This window comes from Lapillicoccus sp., assembly GCF_046595215.1.
Lineage (GTDB): Bacteria > Actinomycetota > Actinomycetes > Actinomycetales > Dermatophilaceae > Lapillicoccus.
Genome location: NZ_JBKJPP010000137.1, coordinates 1 through 14,036, shown reverse-complemented (window position 1 = coordinate 14,036; position 14,036 = coordinate 1). Strand labels below are relative to the sequence as shown.

Annotated in this window: 15 protein-coding genes and 1 pseudogene; 6 read left to right on the top strand and 10 right to left on the bottom strand. The window is 70.9% G+C overall.

The annotated features are described in order from the left end of the window. Positions 1-172: pseudogene (locus ACLL9L_RS12130) on the top strand (malate dehydrogenase); the annotation flags it as partial. Positions 173-218: 46 nt separating this feature from the next. Here ACLL9L_RS12130 and ACLL9L_RS12125 read toward each other — a convergent pair. From ACLL9L_RS12125 to purN, 5 genes are read right to left on the bottom strand one after another with little or no spacing between them, the layout of a single operon-like run. Beyond that, entirely contained in the window at positions 219-497 is a 279-nt protein-coding gene (locus ACLL9L_RS12125; protein WP_411284917.1) for a DUF3017 domain-containing protein, read from the bottom strand. Further along, positions 494-1,345, bottom strand: a complete 852-nt coding sequence (locus ACLL9L_RS12120) for a bifunctional methylenetetrahydrofolate dehydrogenase/methenyltetrahydrofolate cyclohydrolase (protein WP_411284916.1) — start codon at positions 1,343-1,345, stop codon at positions 494-496. The genes ACLL9L_RS12125 and ACLL9L_RS12120 overlap by 4 nt, the downstream gene beginning before the upstream one ends. A 6-nt stretch (positions 1,346-1,351) precedes the next feature. Continuing rightward, on the bottom strand, positions 1,352-2,296 hold the full coding sequence (locus ACLL9L_RS12115; protein ID WP_411284915.1) for a DMT family transporter: 945 nt from the start codon (positions 2,294-2,296) through the stop codon (positions 1,352-1,354). Between the two features lie 59 nt (positions 2,297-2,355). Further along, positions 2,356-4,002 carry a bifunctional phosphoribosylaminoimidazolecarboxamide formyltransferase/IMP cyclohydrolase gene (gene purH, locus ACLL9L_RS12110; protein ID WP_411284914.1) on the bottom strand — a complete coding sequence of 549 codons (1,647 nt, stop codon included), beginning with the start codon at positions 4,000-4,002 and terminating at the stop codon, positions 2,356-2,358. Further along, on the bottom strand, positions 3,999-4,625 hold the full coding sequence (gene purN / locus ACLL9L_RS12105) for a phosphoribosylglycinamide formyltransferase (RefSeq protein WP_411284913.1): 627 nt from the start codon (positions 4,623-4,625) through the stop codon (positions 3,999-4,001). Before purN ends, purH begins: the two co-directional genes overlap by 4 nt. Positions 4,626-4,749: 124 nt before the next feature. Between purN and ACLL9L_RS12100 the strand changes: the two genes are divergently transcribed. Both ACLL9L_RS12100 and ACLL9L_RS12095 read left to right on the top strand, forming a co-directional pair. After that, entirely contained in the window at positions 4,750-5,139 is a 390-nt protein-coding gene (locus ACLL9L_RS12100) for a hypothetical protein (protein ID WP_411284912.1), read from the top strand. 11 nt (positions 5,140-5,150) lie between these two features. Beyond that, positions 5,151-5,864, top strand: a complete 714-nt coding sequence (locus ACLL9L_RS12095) for an acyl-ACP--UDP-N- acetylglucosamine O-acyltransferase (protein ID WP_411284911.1) — start codon at positions 5,151-5,153, stop codon at positions 5,862-5,864. 45 nt (positions 5,865-5,909) lie between these two features. Here the strand turns inward: ACLL9L_RS12095 and ACLL9L_RS12090 are convergent, their stop codons facing one another. Continuing rightward, positions 5,910-7,142 (bottom strand): DUF6350 family protein, encoded by a 1,233-nt coding sequence (locus tag ACLL9L_RS12090; protein WP_411284910.1) that lies wholly within the window; start codon positions 7,140-7,142, stop codon positions 5,910-5,912. Positions 7,143-7,348: 206 nt separating this feature from the next. Here ACLL9L_RS12090 and ACLL9L_RS12085 point away from each other — a divergent pair, with 206 nt between their 5' ends. Both ACLL9L_RS12085 and ACLL9L_RS12080 read left to right on the top strand, forming a co-directional pair. After that, a complete protein-coding gene (locus ACLL9L_RS12085; protein WP_411284909.1) occupies positions 7,349-7,588 on the top strand; it encodes a type II toxin-antitoxin system Phd/YefM family antitoxin in 240 nt (79 codons plus the stop codon). Beyond that, positions 7,585-8,004, top strand: coding sequence for a type II toxin-antitoxin system VapC family toxin (locus tag ACLL9L_RS12080; protein ID WP_411284908.1), 420 nt, complete (start codon positions 7,585-7,587; stop codon positions 8,002-8,004). Before ACLL9L_RS12085 ends, ACLL9L_RS12080 begins: the two co-directional genes overlap by 4 nt. 242 nt (positions 8,005-8,246) lie before the next feature. On the opposite strand, the gene ACLL9L_RS12075 is transcribed toward ACLL9L_RS12080, so the two are convergent. The 4 genes from ACLL9L_RS12075 to ACLL9L_RS12060 all read right to left on the bottom strand — a co-directional run bounded on the left by ACLL9L_RS12075 (position 8,247) and on the right by ACLL9L_RS12060 (position 13,219). After that, positions 8,247-8,495: a DUF6157 family protein gene (locus ACLL9L_RS12075; protein ID WP_411284907.1), complete on the bottom strand. Its 249-nt coding sequence runs from the start codon at positions 8,493-8,495 to the stop codon at positions 8,247-8,249. A gap of 372 nt (positions 8,496-8,867) precedes the next feature. Next, positions 8,868-10,790 (bottom strand): ABC transporter ATP-binding protein, encoded by a 1,923-nt coding sequence (locus tag ACLL9L_RS12070; RefSeq protein ID WP_411284906.1) that lies wholly within the window; start codon positions 10,788-10,790, stop codon positions 8,868-8,870. Beyond that, on the bottom strand, positions 10,783-12,762 hold the full coding sequence (locus ACLL9L_RS12065; protein ID WP_411284905.1) for an ABC transporter transmembrane domain-containing protein: 1,980 nt from the start codon (positions 12,760-12,762) through the stop codon (positions 10,783-10,785). The genes ACLL9L_RS12070 and ACLL9L_RS12065 overlap by 8 nt, the downstream gene beginning before the upstream one ends. Before the next feature lie 79 nt (positions 12,763-12,841). Beyond that, a complete protein-coding gene (locus ACLL9L_RS12060) occupies positions 12,842-13,219 on the bottom strand; it encodes a MarR family winged helix-turn-helix transcriptional regulator (RefSeq protein ID WP_411284904.1) in 378 nt (125 codons plus the stop codon). 64 nt (positions 13,220-13,283) lie between these two features. On the opposite strand from ACLL9L_RS12060, the gene ACLL9L_RS12055 reads away from it, so the two are divergent. Next, positions 13,284-14,036 (top strand): hypothetical protein (locus ACLL9L_RS12055; RefSeq protein ID WP_411284903.1); only part of this gene is annotated, 753 nt, incomplete at its 3' end.

Here is a 14,036-nt window from a genome sequence, read left to right as displayed (position 1 = left end):
CGGCGTGCCGGAGGGTCTCATCTCCTCCTTCCCGGTCACCGTCAAGGACGGTGAGTGGAGCATCGTCCAGGGCCTCGAGATCGACGACTTCTCGCGGGGCCGGATCGACGCCTCCGTGGCCGAGCTGTCCGAGGAGCGCGATGCGGTGAAGGCCCTCGGGCTCATCGCCTGACCCGTCACGCTTCATCCGGCGAAGTCCGGTAGCCGCACTCCGCCCCTCAGAGCGGGGCGGGGCGGACCAGCGCGAAGGCCAGGAAGATCCCGGCGGCGAGCCCCAGCAGGAGCACCACGTCGACGAGGCGTCGACGCACCTCCAGACCGCCGCCCCCCGGCGAGGGGATGACCAGTCGCAGGGCCGCCCCAAGCACGAACGACGCGGCCACGACCATCCCGCCGGCCCGGATGGCGCCGCCGAACACCACGATGGCCAGCCCTGAAGCCGCGCCCACAGCAACCAGCCACCAGACCCCCAGCCCGGTGATCGCGCGCCACCTCACCGCAGTCCAGCCTGCCTCTCGGCAGCCAGGACCACGTTGCTGAGCAACAGCGCGCGGGTCATCGGTCCGACGCCACCGGGGTTGGGGCTGACCCAGGCGGCCACCTCGGCCACCTCGGGTGCGACGTCGCCGGCGACCTTGCCCGCGACGCGCGAGACCCCGACATCGAGGACGGCGGCACCGGGCTTGACCATTTCGGCCGTGATGATGCCGGGGACGCCCGCCGCCGCGACGATGATGTCGGCCTGACGCACCTCGGCCCCGAGGTCACGAGTGCCCGTGTGGCACAACGTGACCGTGGCGTTCTCGCTCCGCCGGGTGAGGATCAGGCCGAGCGGCCGACCCACGGTGAGACCGCGTCCGACGACGACGACCTTGGCACCCGCGATCGGCACGTCGTGACGGCGCAGCAGCTCGAGGCACCCCATCGGCGTGCACGGCAGCGGGGCCTCCTTGCCGAGGACGAGCCACCCGAGGTTGGTGGGGTGCAGGCCGTCCACGTCCTTGCCCGGGTCGACCCGGGACAGCAGCGCCATCTCGTCGAGGCCCGTGGGCTGCTGCACGAGGAACCCCGTGCACGCCGGGTCGGCGTTGAGCTCGTCGATGACGGCCTCGACCTCGGTCTGGGTCGCACCGGAGGGCAGGTCGCGGCGGATGCTGGTGATGCCGACCTCGTGGCAGTCCTTGTGCTTCGCGTTGACATACCACTGGCTGCCCGGGTCGTCCCCGACGAGCACCGTCCCGAGGCCGGGCACGACCCCCCGCCCTGCCAGCGCGACGAGGCGCTCCCGCAGCTCCGACTTCATCGTCGCCAGGGTGGCCAGGCCGTCGAGGATCTGTGCGGTCACGAGCGCTTATCCTGCCACGGCAGCGGCCGTCCGCCGTGCTGCCCGGCTCGCGGCGAGGCCGGCCAGACCCGCCGCAGCGAGCGTGATGACGAGTCCGACAACGACCACGGGCGTGATGTGGCCGCGGGTCGCCGGGCTCAGCGCGTCGAGCCCGACCGCGGCTGACAGCTGGCCGAGGAGCATGAGGATCATCACCTGAAGGACGCCGAGGTGGCGTACGGCGACCGCGGAGATGGCCACGAAGCCGATGCCGAAGAGCCCACCGAACCACGCCCACCACGGGGCGGCAACGCTGCTCGGCGTGCCGAACGCCCCCGTCACCGCTCCCGGCACCGCGAGGACGAGGAGCAGCGTCGTGCCGACGGCGAAGTTCAGCCACGCCGTCGTGAAGGGGTTGCCCGAGGCGACGTTCACCCGGCCGTTCGTCGCCTGCTGCACCGTCATGAGGGCTCCGACGACCACGGCGAGCAGGACGGGGAGGACGACGGCGCTGCTCGTGCCGGAGACCCGCCCACCCACGGCGACGACGACCCCAGCCGTCGCCAGGACGGCGGCCCCCACCCGGGAGCGGCTCACCCCCACCCGACCGGCCGGGCCGATGCCGAAGCGGTCGACGAAGATCGCGTTGGCAGTCTGGCCACCGACGACGCCGATGGTGAAGAGCGCGACGCCGGCGACGGGCACGGCATACGCCTGGCAGAACACGAAGAGCCCACCAACGACACCCCCGAGGCACTGCCAGCCCTGGATCGTGTGGTGCCGCAAGGCATCCCGCAGGCCGCTGAATCCCGACCGGGCCCGCGTGGAGGCCAGCACGACGAGGGAGAGAAGGGCCAGACCCGACCCGAAGCTCCAGAGCGCGGCGTCCAGCCCGTGGCCGGAGATCGAGGCGAGCTCGCCGTTCATCCGGGACTGGCCAGAGAGCAGGGCGCCGGCGACGAAGGCGCCCACGGCCCACAGCAGGCGTGCCGGTTCCCGTTCTGTGACGGCGCCGGATCGCGATGCCGACATCAGTGGGCGAAGTGGCGGGTGCCGGTGAAGTACATCGTCACCCCGGCAGCCGTCGCCGCCTCGATGACCACGTCGTCCCGGATCGAGCCACCGGGCGCGACGACCGCGCGCACCCCGGCGTCGAGGAGGATCTGGAGGCCGTCGGCGAAGGGGAAGAACGCGTCCGAGGCCGCCACCGAGCCGCGGGCCCGGTCGGCGCCGTCGGCGTCGGCGCGTGACACTGCGAGGTGGCAGGAGTCGATCCGGTTGACCTGACCCATGCCGACACCGACAGAGGCCCCGTCGTCGGCGAGCAGGATCGCGTTGGACTTGACCGCCCGCACGCAGCGCCAGGCGAAGTCGAGGTCCGCGAGCGTCGCCGGGTCCGCCGGCACTCCCGAGACGAGGGTCCAGCGGGACGGGTCGTCGCCGCCGCTCGCCTCGTCGCCGGTCGTCCCCGCCTCGTCGCCCCCGACCACGGCATCGACCCGGTCGACGGTCTGCACGAGGAGACCGCCACTGATGGGGCGCACCTCGAGGGGGTCGCGCCCGGTCTGCATGTCGGCGGGGAGCCGGAGGATCCGGATGTTCTTCTTGGCCTGCAGCACCTCGAGCGCGTCGGCGTCGAAGTCCGGGGCCACGACGACCTCGGTGAAGACGTCCTTGACCAGCTCGGCCATCGCCCTGGTCACCGGCCGGTTCGTGGCGATGATGCCGCCGTAGGCCGAGACCGGGTCGCACGCATGGGCCTTGGCGTAGGCCGCGGCGATGTCCTCGCCGACCGCGATCCCACAAGGATTCGCGTGCTTGACGATGGCGACGGTCGGCTGGTCGCCGTGGTCGTGCGCGGCGCGCACGGCGGCGTCGGCGTCGACGTAGTTGTTGTAGGACATGGCCTTTCCGTGCAGCTGCTCCGCCGTGGCGATCCCGGGACGCCAGTGCGCATACAGCGCCGCCTGCTGGTGCGGGTTCTCGCCGTAACGCAGCGGCGTGACGCGGTCCCAGGTCGCGCCGGTCCAGGCTGCGAAGCCGGTGCCGTCGCTCGTGTCCGCGAGGACGGTGCCCATCCAGGTCGCGACCGCGGTGTCGTAGGAGGCCGTGTGGACGAACGCCTGCGCGGCGAGCCGCTGCCGCTCCACCAGGCTGAAGCCGCCCGCCGCGACGGCGTCAAGGACCTGCCCGTATGCCGTGGGGCTGGTGACGATGGCGACGCTGGCATGGTTCTTGGCCGCGGCGCGGACCATCGAGGGCCCGCCGATGTCGATCTGCTCGATGCACTCGGCCTCGGAGGCACCCGAGCTCACCGTGTCGCGGAACGGGTAGAGGTTGCTGACGACGAGGTCGAACGGCTCGATGCCGAGCTCCTCGAGCTGGCGGACGTGGTCCGGGTTGCGGGTGTCCGCGAGGAGGCCCGCATGGACCTTCGGGTGGAGCGTCTTGACCCGCCCGTCGAGGCACTCCGGGAAGCCGGTGAGGTCCTCGACCCTCGTGACGGGGACACCGGCCGCGGCGATCAGCTGGGCGGTCGACCCGGTGGAGACGAGGGCGACTCCGCACGCGTGCAGCCCCCGCGCGAGGTCCTCCAGCCCGGCCTTGTCGTAGACGGAGACCAGCGCACGCCTGATCGGGCGGCGCTCGCCGGTGGTCGGGGCGACCTGCTCGCTCACGGGATGAGGACCTTTCGGTTGAGGACGGTGAATCCTTGACGGACCATACGGCCCACGACGTCGACGAGCTGGGGGCGCTCGGCCTGCTTGATCCGCTCCGTCAGGGTGTCGACGGTGTCGTCGGCGTCCACGGGAACGACGCACTGCGCGACGATGGCACCGGTGTCCACCCCCTCGTCGACGAGGAAGAGCGTGGCACCGGTGACCTTGACCCCGTAGGCGAGGGCGTCGCGTGGCCCGTGCATCCCGGGGAATGCCGGGAGCAGCGCGTTGTGGCTGTTGACGTATCGACCGCCGAAGCGGGCCAGGAAACTGACACCGACGAGCTTGAGGAAGCCCGCAGAGACCACGAGGTCAGGTGCGTGCTCGGCAACCCGATCGGCCAGCGCCGCGTCCCACTCCTCGCGCGTGGCGAAGTCCGCGACCCGGCATACGAAGGTGGGGATCGCGGCCCGCTCGGCCCGGGCGAGAGCCTCGATGCCGTCCCGGTCCGCGCCGACTGCGGCGATGCGCACGCCGTAGGCGTCGTCGGCGGCAGCGTCGATCAGGGCCTGGAGGAGTGTCCCGGACCCGGAGACCAGGACGACGACCCCGGGAACGTCGTCAACGCGGGGGGCCGTCACGGGCCAAGGATACCGAGCAGGCGCGGACCTCCCGGGCCAGGTCCGGCCGGTGGGCACCTCGGGCGCCTCCCCGTCGTTGCCGTGGGTGAGCATGATCGACAGCAGGACGACCGGAGGAGAAGTGGTGGCCCAGCGGACCCGGCAGGAGGTGCTGCAACGCAACGGGTACTCGCTGACTGTCGTCGCCCTCTTTCTCCTGATCCTGATGGCCGGTGGCCTTCCCCTGCCCCAACGGGCGGTCACCATCGCCCCGATCCTCGTCGCAGCCGTCGTCACGGTGCGTGAGCTGCTGAGGCTGCACCGGGAGGACGCCCCGGTCGTGGCCCGATTCGGTCCCTATCTCACGTTGGGGTTCGTCGGGATGCTCCTGCTCGCCGTCCTCAGCCAGCTCGCGTTCTACGGGCCGGTCAAGGCCTACGAGGACTGCAGGGCCGGGGCCAACACCCAGGCCGCGCAGGCCGCCTGTGCGCAGCAGCGCCGCCAGAGTGTCGTCGGCAACCTGCTCGAGCTCTGAGGGTCCTCACCATGACCGGCAGCGCGTCGTCCATCCATCCGTCCGCCGTCATCGGGCCCGGGGTCAGCCTCGGTGACCAGGTCGTGGTCGGGCCGTACGCCGTCCTGCTCGGGCCGCTGACAGTCGGCGACCGGGTGTGGATCGGGGGGGGCACCCAGATCGGCGCCCCTCCCGAGATCAGTACCTCTCGCCGCAACATCGCGTGGAACGGCGACCTCGACCACTTCGGTGTCGTCATCGGGGACGACGTGGTCATCCGTGAGCTCGTCGTCATCCATCAGGGCAGCCACCGCGCGACGACGGTCGGCGCCGGTTGTCTGCTCTTCAACCGCTGCTACCTCGCCCACGACGTCCAGGTCGGCCGCGGCACGACAATCTCGGCAGGCGTCAGCGTCGGCGGGCACTGCACGATCCGGGAGGGGACGAATCTCGGGATGAACGTCACGGTCCACCAGTTTCGCCAGATCGGCGATCGCGTGATGGTCGGCATGGGAGCTGCGGTCACCCACGACCTGCCGCCCTTCTCGAAGGCCTACGGCGTGCCGATCCGGGTCCACGGGACCAACTCCGTGGGCATGCAGCGGGCCGGCTTCTCCCAGGCCGCGATCGATGAGGTGACGACGGCGTTCGCAGCAGGCGAGACTGACGTAGCACTGCCGGAGCTGGCCGACGCCTTCGGGTGGTGGCGCGACCTGCCCGAGCGCAGGACTGCTCCGATGGGGTGATGTCGTCCGTCGGCCTCAGGCGCGCTCGCGTCATGCTCGTAGGCGTCAGTGGCGTCGGCGTTGGCGGACCTGGTCGATGACGACGTGGAGGACGGCACCGAGGGCGAGCTCACCGAGCAGCGCCGCCGTGAGTGCCACCGGGTTCGGGCCGACCTGACGCAGCCGCTCGAGCCCGGCCGAGCCGGTCGCGAGCGCCGCGAGGATCCCGATCGTGATGGCCGAGACCGCGACAGCCGCCACCGAGGTCGTCAGCTTGGTGCGCCAGCTCGACAGTTGCGCCACCGATCGACAGGCGCGCCGGGCCACCGCGACCCCGATGGCGACGGGCAGGACGATGACGAGCAGGAGCCACCGCGACCAGACGCCCTCGGTGGGGAGGGCGCCGAGGAGCGGGATCATGGGCATCAGACCTGGGCGTGCTCCGGAGAGCGTGACCGAGGATCCGTCAGCCACGCTGAACCCCGGGCCGGCCACCCAGGCGAGCGCCCAGATCACGACGTCCGGCAGGAACGCGAGCTGTCCCAGCGTGAGCACCAGCCCGCCCAGCAGGCCCGTTCCGAGCGCGGCATAGAGCGACGTGACCGACGAGAGCCGGACGACGACCATGACGAGCACGAGCACGGCGGCGAGCATCAAGAGCGCCGCCGCGCCCCACACTCCCGGAGCGAGGGAGCGAGCGACCCAGCGTGGCAGCCGGTCGAGCACGTCCCCGGCCAGCGGCGCCGCGCGCCCGGTGAGGTGGCGCCTCACCAGGGCGGTTGCTGCGGCGAGGCCCGGCACGAGGAGGACGACGAGGACCCCCACGGGCCCCGGCCGCGCGGGCCCGGCGAGGGTGAGCAGCCACGCGAGGAGGGCGAACCCGGCATACCCGCCGACGAAGCCCGGCAGGTGCCGGCGCGCGAGCTGACCCGGCCACGTGGTCCCCTTGGCTGCGGCCTCCGTGCGATCGAGCAGCCGGCCCAGCACGCGGGTGGTGACGGCGAGGGCCAGGGCCCACAGACCGAGCGGGACGATGGAGATGCTGCTCGCTCCCACGCTGACCGGGCTGCCATGGGCGAGGAACCAGGCCGCGCTGGCCACGCCGAGGGCATCACCCCACCCGACGGTGGTCCTGGGGGTGGCCACCCAGACGGCCAGGGCCGGCAGGGCCAGGGTCAGCCACGACGCGGTGGCCGCCAGCGCGCCGCTCACGACGGGGGCCCACCAGGCACCCCCGGAGGGGACCCGGACTCGCCCGATGGGGGTGCGGATGGGGCGGACGCGTTCGAGGAGCCTCATGAGGCTCCCATCGTCGCCGTTCGACGCCGTCGATGCCCGTGGGCACGCCGGGACCGCGCCAGATTTGCTCGAGGGCCTGGCTGCGACGGCAGGAGGCTGTGAGTCGAAAGCGCAGGCGGTGGTCCACTTCCGGTGGAGGTGTCGGCAAGCCAATTGAGGCGTAGTGTAGGCACATACCTACTGATTGGGCTACTGGAGGTCCGCACATGTCGATCATCACCTCGCGCGACTTCAACCAGGATGTGAGTGCGGCCAAGCGCGCGGCAGCTACGGCGCCGGTCATCATCACCGACCGTGGTAAGCCCTCGCACGTCCTGCTGTCCGTCGAGGACTACGACCGCTTGATTGCCGACCGGCGAAGCATTGTGGACTGGCTGTCCGCCGACGACGACCTTGACCTGGTCCCCGAACGTGTCGATCTGTCACTGACAACGCCCGACCTGTGAGCTACCTGCTGGATACCGATGTCATCAGCGAACTCCGTAAACCCGCAGGGCGAGCCTCAACGAACGTACGCGTCTGGGCGGGGCGACAACGCACCAGCGATCTGTCGATCAGCGTCATCACCGTGATGGAGATCGAGATCGGCGTCGCCCGGCTGGAGCGGCGGGACTCCACGCAAGGCGATGTCCTACGGAAGTGGCTTGAGCGTGACCTGCTTGCTGCGTTCGCCACACGCGTGTTGCCTGTAGATCTGGCCGTTGTTCGACGCGCGTCCGCGATGCACGTCCCGGATCCACGACCTGGACGAGACGTCCTGATTGCGGCGACCGCGCTCAGCCTCAATCTCGTCGTCGTGACCCGCAACATCGCTGACTTCCAACCGCTGGGCGTGGACCTACTCAACCCGTGGGACCAGTAGACGAACGCGACACCATCGATCCGAGCGTCCCGCCGCTGGCACGGCGGGGGCCCGCCTGGCCATTCGCGACGGCCTTGCGCTGCCGTCGCCATGGGATGCGTCCGCCCGCACTACAGCCCCCGGCGATCGAGACTCGGTGGCAGCGGCCTCACACGAGGAAGTTCCAGCCGGTCGGCACCACCTCCGAAGCCCCGAGAGGTCGATGATTCTCCGACGGAAGAACAATCAACCCTGCGCCATCGTCACCGGCTCGTACCTGGCCGGCCGACCGTCAGCCGCGACGCCTGAGCACAGCTGCTGGCATTCCAGAGAGTCGATGGCGTGGACGCCCCGACGCCCTCCTGGTCGGCGTTGAGGCCCCAGCCCCACTTCTTGCCGAGGTCGCCGGGGCGCAGGCACGGGCGCGGCTTGCTCTGGAAATCGTTCCACGTGGCTTCTCGGCCGGCGGGCGGAGGTCGACGTCCTCCATGCCAAGACCGCAATGACTTCACCCCCGCGGTCCCAAGCGCGCCAAGATGAGTCGTGGGTAGCACCCCATGCTGCGCAGACGATCGCCGACCGGGCACCCAAGGACCCCGAGCCCTGCGGGGGGTTTCTTCGTCGGTGCCGACCAGCCGCAGGGTGTGCGAGCTCGAGTCCCGGCAGCGTGGCGACCGCAGTCAACAGCGCATCGGCCACGGCGGGTTGGCGACGACCACCAGCACCAGACCGTGCGCGCTCAGTCCGTGGACCTCGACCCCCGCTGCCTTCGTTTGGGCCGACCCCGGTCAGGCAGTTTCGTGCCCGCCGGGCCGAGCGCGAACGCGTGACCCCCACGCCTGCCAGCATCCAGGCGGCAGGCACGCTCGGTCACCGCGGGCTGCTCAACTCGTCCAGGCGTGCCACAGCGCGGCGTACTCGCCGTCGAGCTCGACCAGCTCCTGATGACTTCCGAGCTCGGTGATGCGCCCGTCGATGACCACGGCAATGCGGTCGGCGTCGTGGGCGGTGTGTAGGCGGTGCGCGATCGCGACGACGGTCCGTCCGAGCATGAGGGCGTTCACCGAGCCCTCGAGGGTTCGGGCGGTCCGTGGGTCGATCAGTGAGGTCGCCTCGTCCAGGACCAGGGTGTGCGGGTCGGCGATGATCAGCCGGGCCAGCGCCACCTGCTGGGACTGCGCCGGCGTCAGCGACTGGTTGCCCGAGCCGACCAGCGTGTCCAGGCCGGCCGGCAGACGGCGCACCCAGGCCGCGGAGCCCACCGTGGCGAGTGCCCCCCACACCGTGTCGTCGTCCGACTCCTCCCGCGCCAGCAGGATGTTGTCACGCACCGAGCCCACGAAGACGTGATGCTCCTGGGTGACCAGCGCAACCTCGGTGCGCAGCAGGTCCAGGGGCAGTTCTGTCACCTCGACCCCTCCGATGCGCACGGACCCGGTCCGGGGCCGGTTGATGCCGGCCAACAGCCGGCCCAGGGTCGACTTGCCCGAGCCGCTCGGACCCACGATGGCCAGCCGTTCGCCGGTCCGCAGCTCCAGGTCGATGCCGTGCAGGACGTCGTACCCTTCGCGAAAGGCGAATCGGAGGTCAACCCCGACGAGGTCGGGGCCGTCCGGGCGCCGGTCGCCGGGGGCTCGGTCCGGCGCGACCTGGGCGATGCCGAGCAGCCGACTGGTCGAGGCGACGCCGACCTGCAGTCGGTCGATCTCGCCGACCAGCCGGTTCAGCGGGCCGGTGAGGGCCTCGGCGTACAACACCGCCGCGGTGATCTGGCCGAGCGTTACCCAGCCGCGCGTGTAGCCGAAGGCGCCCACCAGAACGATGATCACGCGGGGCGCGTTGAACGAGATGTCGATCACCGCGAACAGCAGGTTGCGCAGCGTCAGGCCGTAGCGCTCGGCCTGCGCCGAGACCGCGATGTCGTCGTGGCCGGACCGCAGCCGCAGGTCGGCCAGACCGATCGCCTCAACGGTCCGGGCTCCCTCGACGGTCTCGGTGAGCGTCGTGTTGATCTGGGAGTAGGTCGCTCCCTCGGTGATGTAGCAGCTCTGCGCCCGCCGCAGGTAACGGCGCACCTGAATCATCGACACCGCGATGAGCAGCAGCGCCGGCAGTGCCAGGAACAGCGAGTTGAGCAACATGGCGGCGATCGACAGGCACACGGTCAGCAGCGAAATGATCGCCATCGGCAGTCCGTACTGCGCAGCCCTGCTCATGGTGCCCACGTCACGGGTCACCCGGGTGACCAGGTCACCGGTGCTGGCGCCCTCGACCCGACTGAGCGGCAGCCGCAGGATGACCCCCACGACGTATTCCCGCGCCGAGGCCAGCAGATCCTGCCCGAACAGCGTCGACGTGCACTGGCCCGCAAAGGTGAACAGGGTCTGCGCTCCGACGACGGCCAGGATGACCGCCGCCAGGGATGTCACCGTCGAGGGGGACGACGCCCCGCTGACGGTGCGGTCGATCAACTCACCCAGCAGCCGGGGAATCAACAGTCCACTGGCCGCGGCCAGCGCGTTCAGCACGACCATCGCCGCGAAAGCACCACGACGCTCGCGCAGCAACCGGCGCAAGAACTCACCGACGGCCGCGTTGTCGGCAACCGGCCACCCGCGCTCGGGGTTGCGGGACTGCGCGAAGACGGCCCTGGCCCGCTCCTCGCGCAGGAGGTGCCGGCGTCGGAGTGCCCGCAGTCGCTCGCGGATCGACGCGTCGCTCGGCGGGACCAGCTCGGGCGGCAGCGCGGGCGGGTCCAGCGTGCGGTCGCGCCAGGTGTCGGCGGAGGTTCCCAGGAGGTCAAGCACGACTGTCCTCCCCATGCTCATGGTGCTCCCATGGTGGCCGGTTGCGAACGACGGCCGGCTCACGCTCCCGGTGCCGCGGATCGACCTCTGGATCGACCTCCGGCGGATCGTCAAGGGCGCGCGCCACCACCCGTCGGTAGGCGGCGTTGGTCTCCAGCAGCTCGTCGTGCGCGCCGACGACAGCGACTCGCCCGCCCTCCAGAAGGGCGACGCGGTCGGCGTGGTGTAGCCACAGAGGGGACACCGTGGCGACCACGGTGGTCCGGCCTCGGCGATGTAGAGCGACCCGCTCGGCGATCCGCGCCTCGGTATGGGCGTCCACGGCCGACGTGGGCTCGACCAGGACCAAGATGCCGGCGTCGGTACCGATCACCCGGGCCAGCACCACTCGCTGCCGCTGGCCGCCGGACAGGCCGCGACCGCGTTCGTCGAGCACTCCTTGCCACCCCCCGGGCAGGGCGTCGTACACGTCCTCGGCGTTGGCCACCCGGATCGTCTCCTCCGCCTCCTCGCGGGTGAGCCGCCCGTGCGGGTCGATCGCGTCCTGCAGGGTGCCGGCAAACAACTGACTACCGGTGTCGCTGACCACGATCCGGTGACGGACATCTGCCAAGCGGGCCGCGCCGAGGTCGATGTCCCCGAGCCGGACCCCCCACTCCCGGCTGGCGAGGACCTCGTCCGCCGCGGCGATGCGCGCCCGCTCGGCCGCACGCTGGGCGCGGGCCCCGCGCGCCGCGCGCCCCCTCAACTCCTGGACCGACTGCTCGGCCGGGGGCTCGACGTCGGCCGTCAGGTAGCGGCCCAACCGGTCGGCCAGCTGGGCGGACGCCTCAGGGACAGCGCTGACCACGATGGTGAGCAGGCCTGCTGCTGCGACGAAACCCGTGACCTCGTCGACCAGGTCGCCGCCGGCGGGCAGCGGCACTGGCGACGTCTGCTCGCGCCAAGGGGGTGTCTGCTCGAAGAGCCTGATCGCCTTTCGGGCGGACACCAGCGCGCGGGTGAGCTTCTGGGCGAACTCGAAGAAGGTCCGGATCGGCCCGACCATGAACAACCCGTAGCCGAGGAAGCTGATCAGCTGGCCGACGCTGATGTCCCCAGTGAGCACCTGACGCGTGCCCGCCCACATCAAGAGCACCAGGAACCCCCCCGACAGCAGCACCCCGGTCGCCTCGATGGCCGCCTGCCAGAGCCCGGCCGACACCCCCGCCCGCCGGGTCCGCTGGGACTGCTCGGCGTAGTTGCGCCCGAAGGTCCGCTCCCCGCCGATGCCTCGCAGGATGCGCAGGCCGGCGACGATGTCGGTGGCCATCGAGGTCAGCTCCGAGCTGCGGGAGCGCTCGACCTCCTGGCGACGGTGCAGCGGCCGCAGCAGCGGGAGCGCTGCGCCGACGATGACCGGCGCGGCAACCAGCACCAGCAGGCCAATCGCCAGCGAGGTGTTCAGAACGATGGCCGCCACCACCAGACACGCCATCAGTTGCGAGCCCGCCCGCGCCGTGATCTCGGTCAGCGCGCCGAACTCGTCGGAGTCGCTGGACGCCACGCTGATCGCCTCGCCGGTCGGCGTCCGCCGCGGCAGCACGTGACCCAGCTGCACGGACTTGCGGGCGACCATCTGGATGGTCCCGTACAGCGCGATCAACCAGCTGCGCACCACCAGGGTGTGCATCGCGATGCCGAACACCGCCCCGGTCACCGTGACGAGACCGAGGAGCCCGGCCCACCGCAACAGGTCCGCAGAGGACCCGCCCAGGATCCCCTCGTCGACGGCCTTGCCGACCAGGAACGGGCCGAGGGTCAACGGCAGCTGCCAGAGGAAGCCCACGACCGTCGCCGCCGCGATGACTCCCGGCTGCTGTCCCAGGTGCCAGCGCAGGAACGCTCCCGGACTGCGGGTGTCCGGTCGGGTCGCCACCTCCCCGTCCGCCCCCGGTAGGAACGACGTAAAGGTGGGGGGGAAGTCACGCATGATGCACCGAGAGTAGGCCGACAGGACAGGTCCCCGCGATCGGATAAGCCCGCAGGCAGCCCAAGTTCACTCCGACGTGTCACTGCTCATGACGAGCGTCTAGGGTCGCCAGCTCAGTAAGCACCGAACGGAAGGCGGCATAGCGCCGGGGGCCGACACGCGAGACCCACTCGGCTTCGATGTCTCCCACTCGCGTGGCGAACATCTGTGCGGCGTGGTCGCCCAGCTGCGTGCGTACCACCACGCGAGAACGCCGGTCGTCGGCTGGCACCTCGACGCGGACATGCCCGGTGACGTCGAGACGACGAACGAACTGACCGCACGCCTGCTTGGTCATCCCGAGACGCTCTGACAGTTCGGTGATGCGGGTCCCCGACGGCGGAATCTCCGTGAGCAGGCGGAAGTGTGACGCGCGCAACCCGTCAGCGGCCAGCTGACGGGAGACCTGCTTCAGCACCTGGCCCATCATCATCGGGGCGGGAGTGTTGACAGATTTCATAAGGTAACCTTACCTTTCCGCCATGCACGACAGATCGGCACTGGGTGTCGCGAACGTCTCGGACGCCGAGCTCGCCGTCATGGTCAGCCGCTCGCTGGGACTCGTCGATGGCGGCGGTGGGGACGGTCCCGTCGTGCTGCTCGAGTCGTCGGCGAAGGTGTCTCCGTACCACCTCGAGGCGCTGACCACGGCGGGCCGCTACCGGGTCCGTGGACTAGCTCGGACCCCGACCGGCGACCAGCCGTTCTCCTTCTTCGTCAAGGTCGTGCAGTCGTGGGGGCGGACCCCGGCGTTCGCCTTCGTCCCGGTGGAGATGCGGGAGATGGCTCTGGCCTCGTTGCCGTGGGACGTCGAGCCGCGGATATACCGCTCCGACCTCGCAGCCCGGCTACCTGAAGGGTTCACGATGCCGAGGGCGTACGGAGTCATCGACATCGACGACGAGTCGGCAGCGCTGTGGATCGAGGAGATCGACGCGGTCGACGTCGTCTGGGGCAAGGAGCGGTTCGTCCACGCCGCCCGGTTGCTGGGTCGGCTGGCTGGCAGCGAGAGCGTCTCGGCGACCACGACGCTGGGGCGCGGCGACGGGCAGCGGCTCGTTCGTGGCTACGCCGAGGGACGCGTCGCGCAACAGCTGGTGCCCGCACTCCGCAGCGACGATCTGTGGACTCACCCGCTCATGACCGGCACGTTCGACGACGAGCTGCGGGCGGACCTCCTGGCTGCCGTGGACGGGCTCGACGCGATCGTCGAGGAGCTGGAGTCCGCGCCGGTC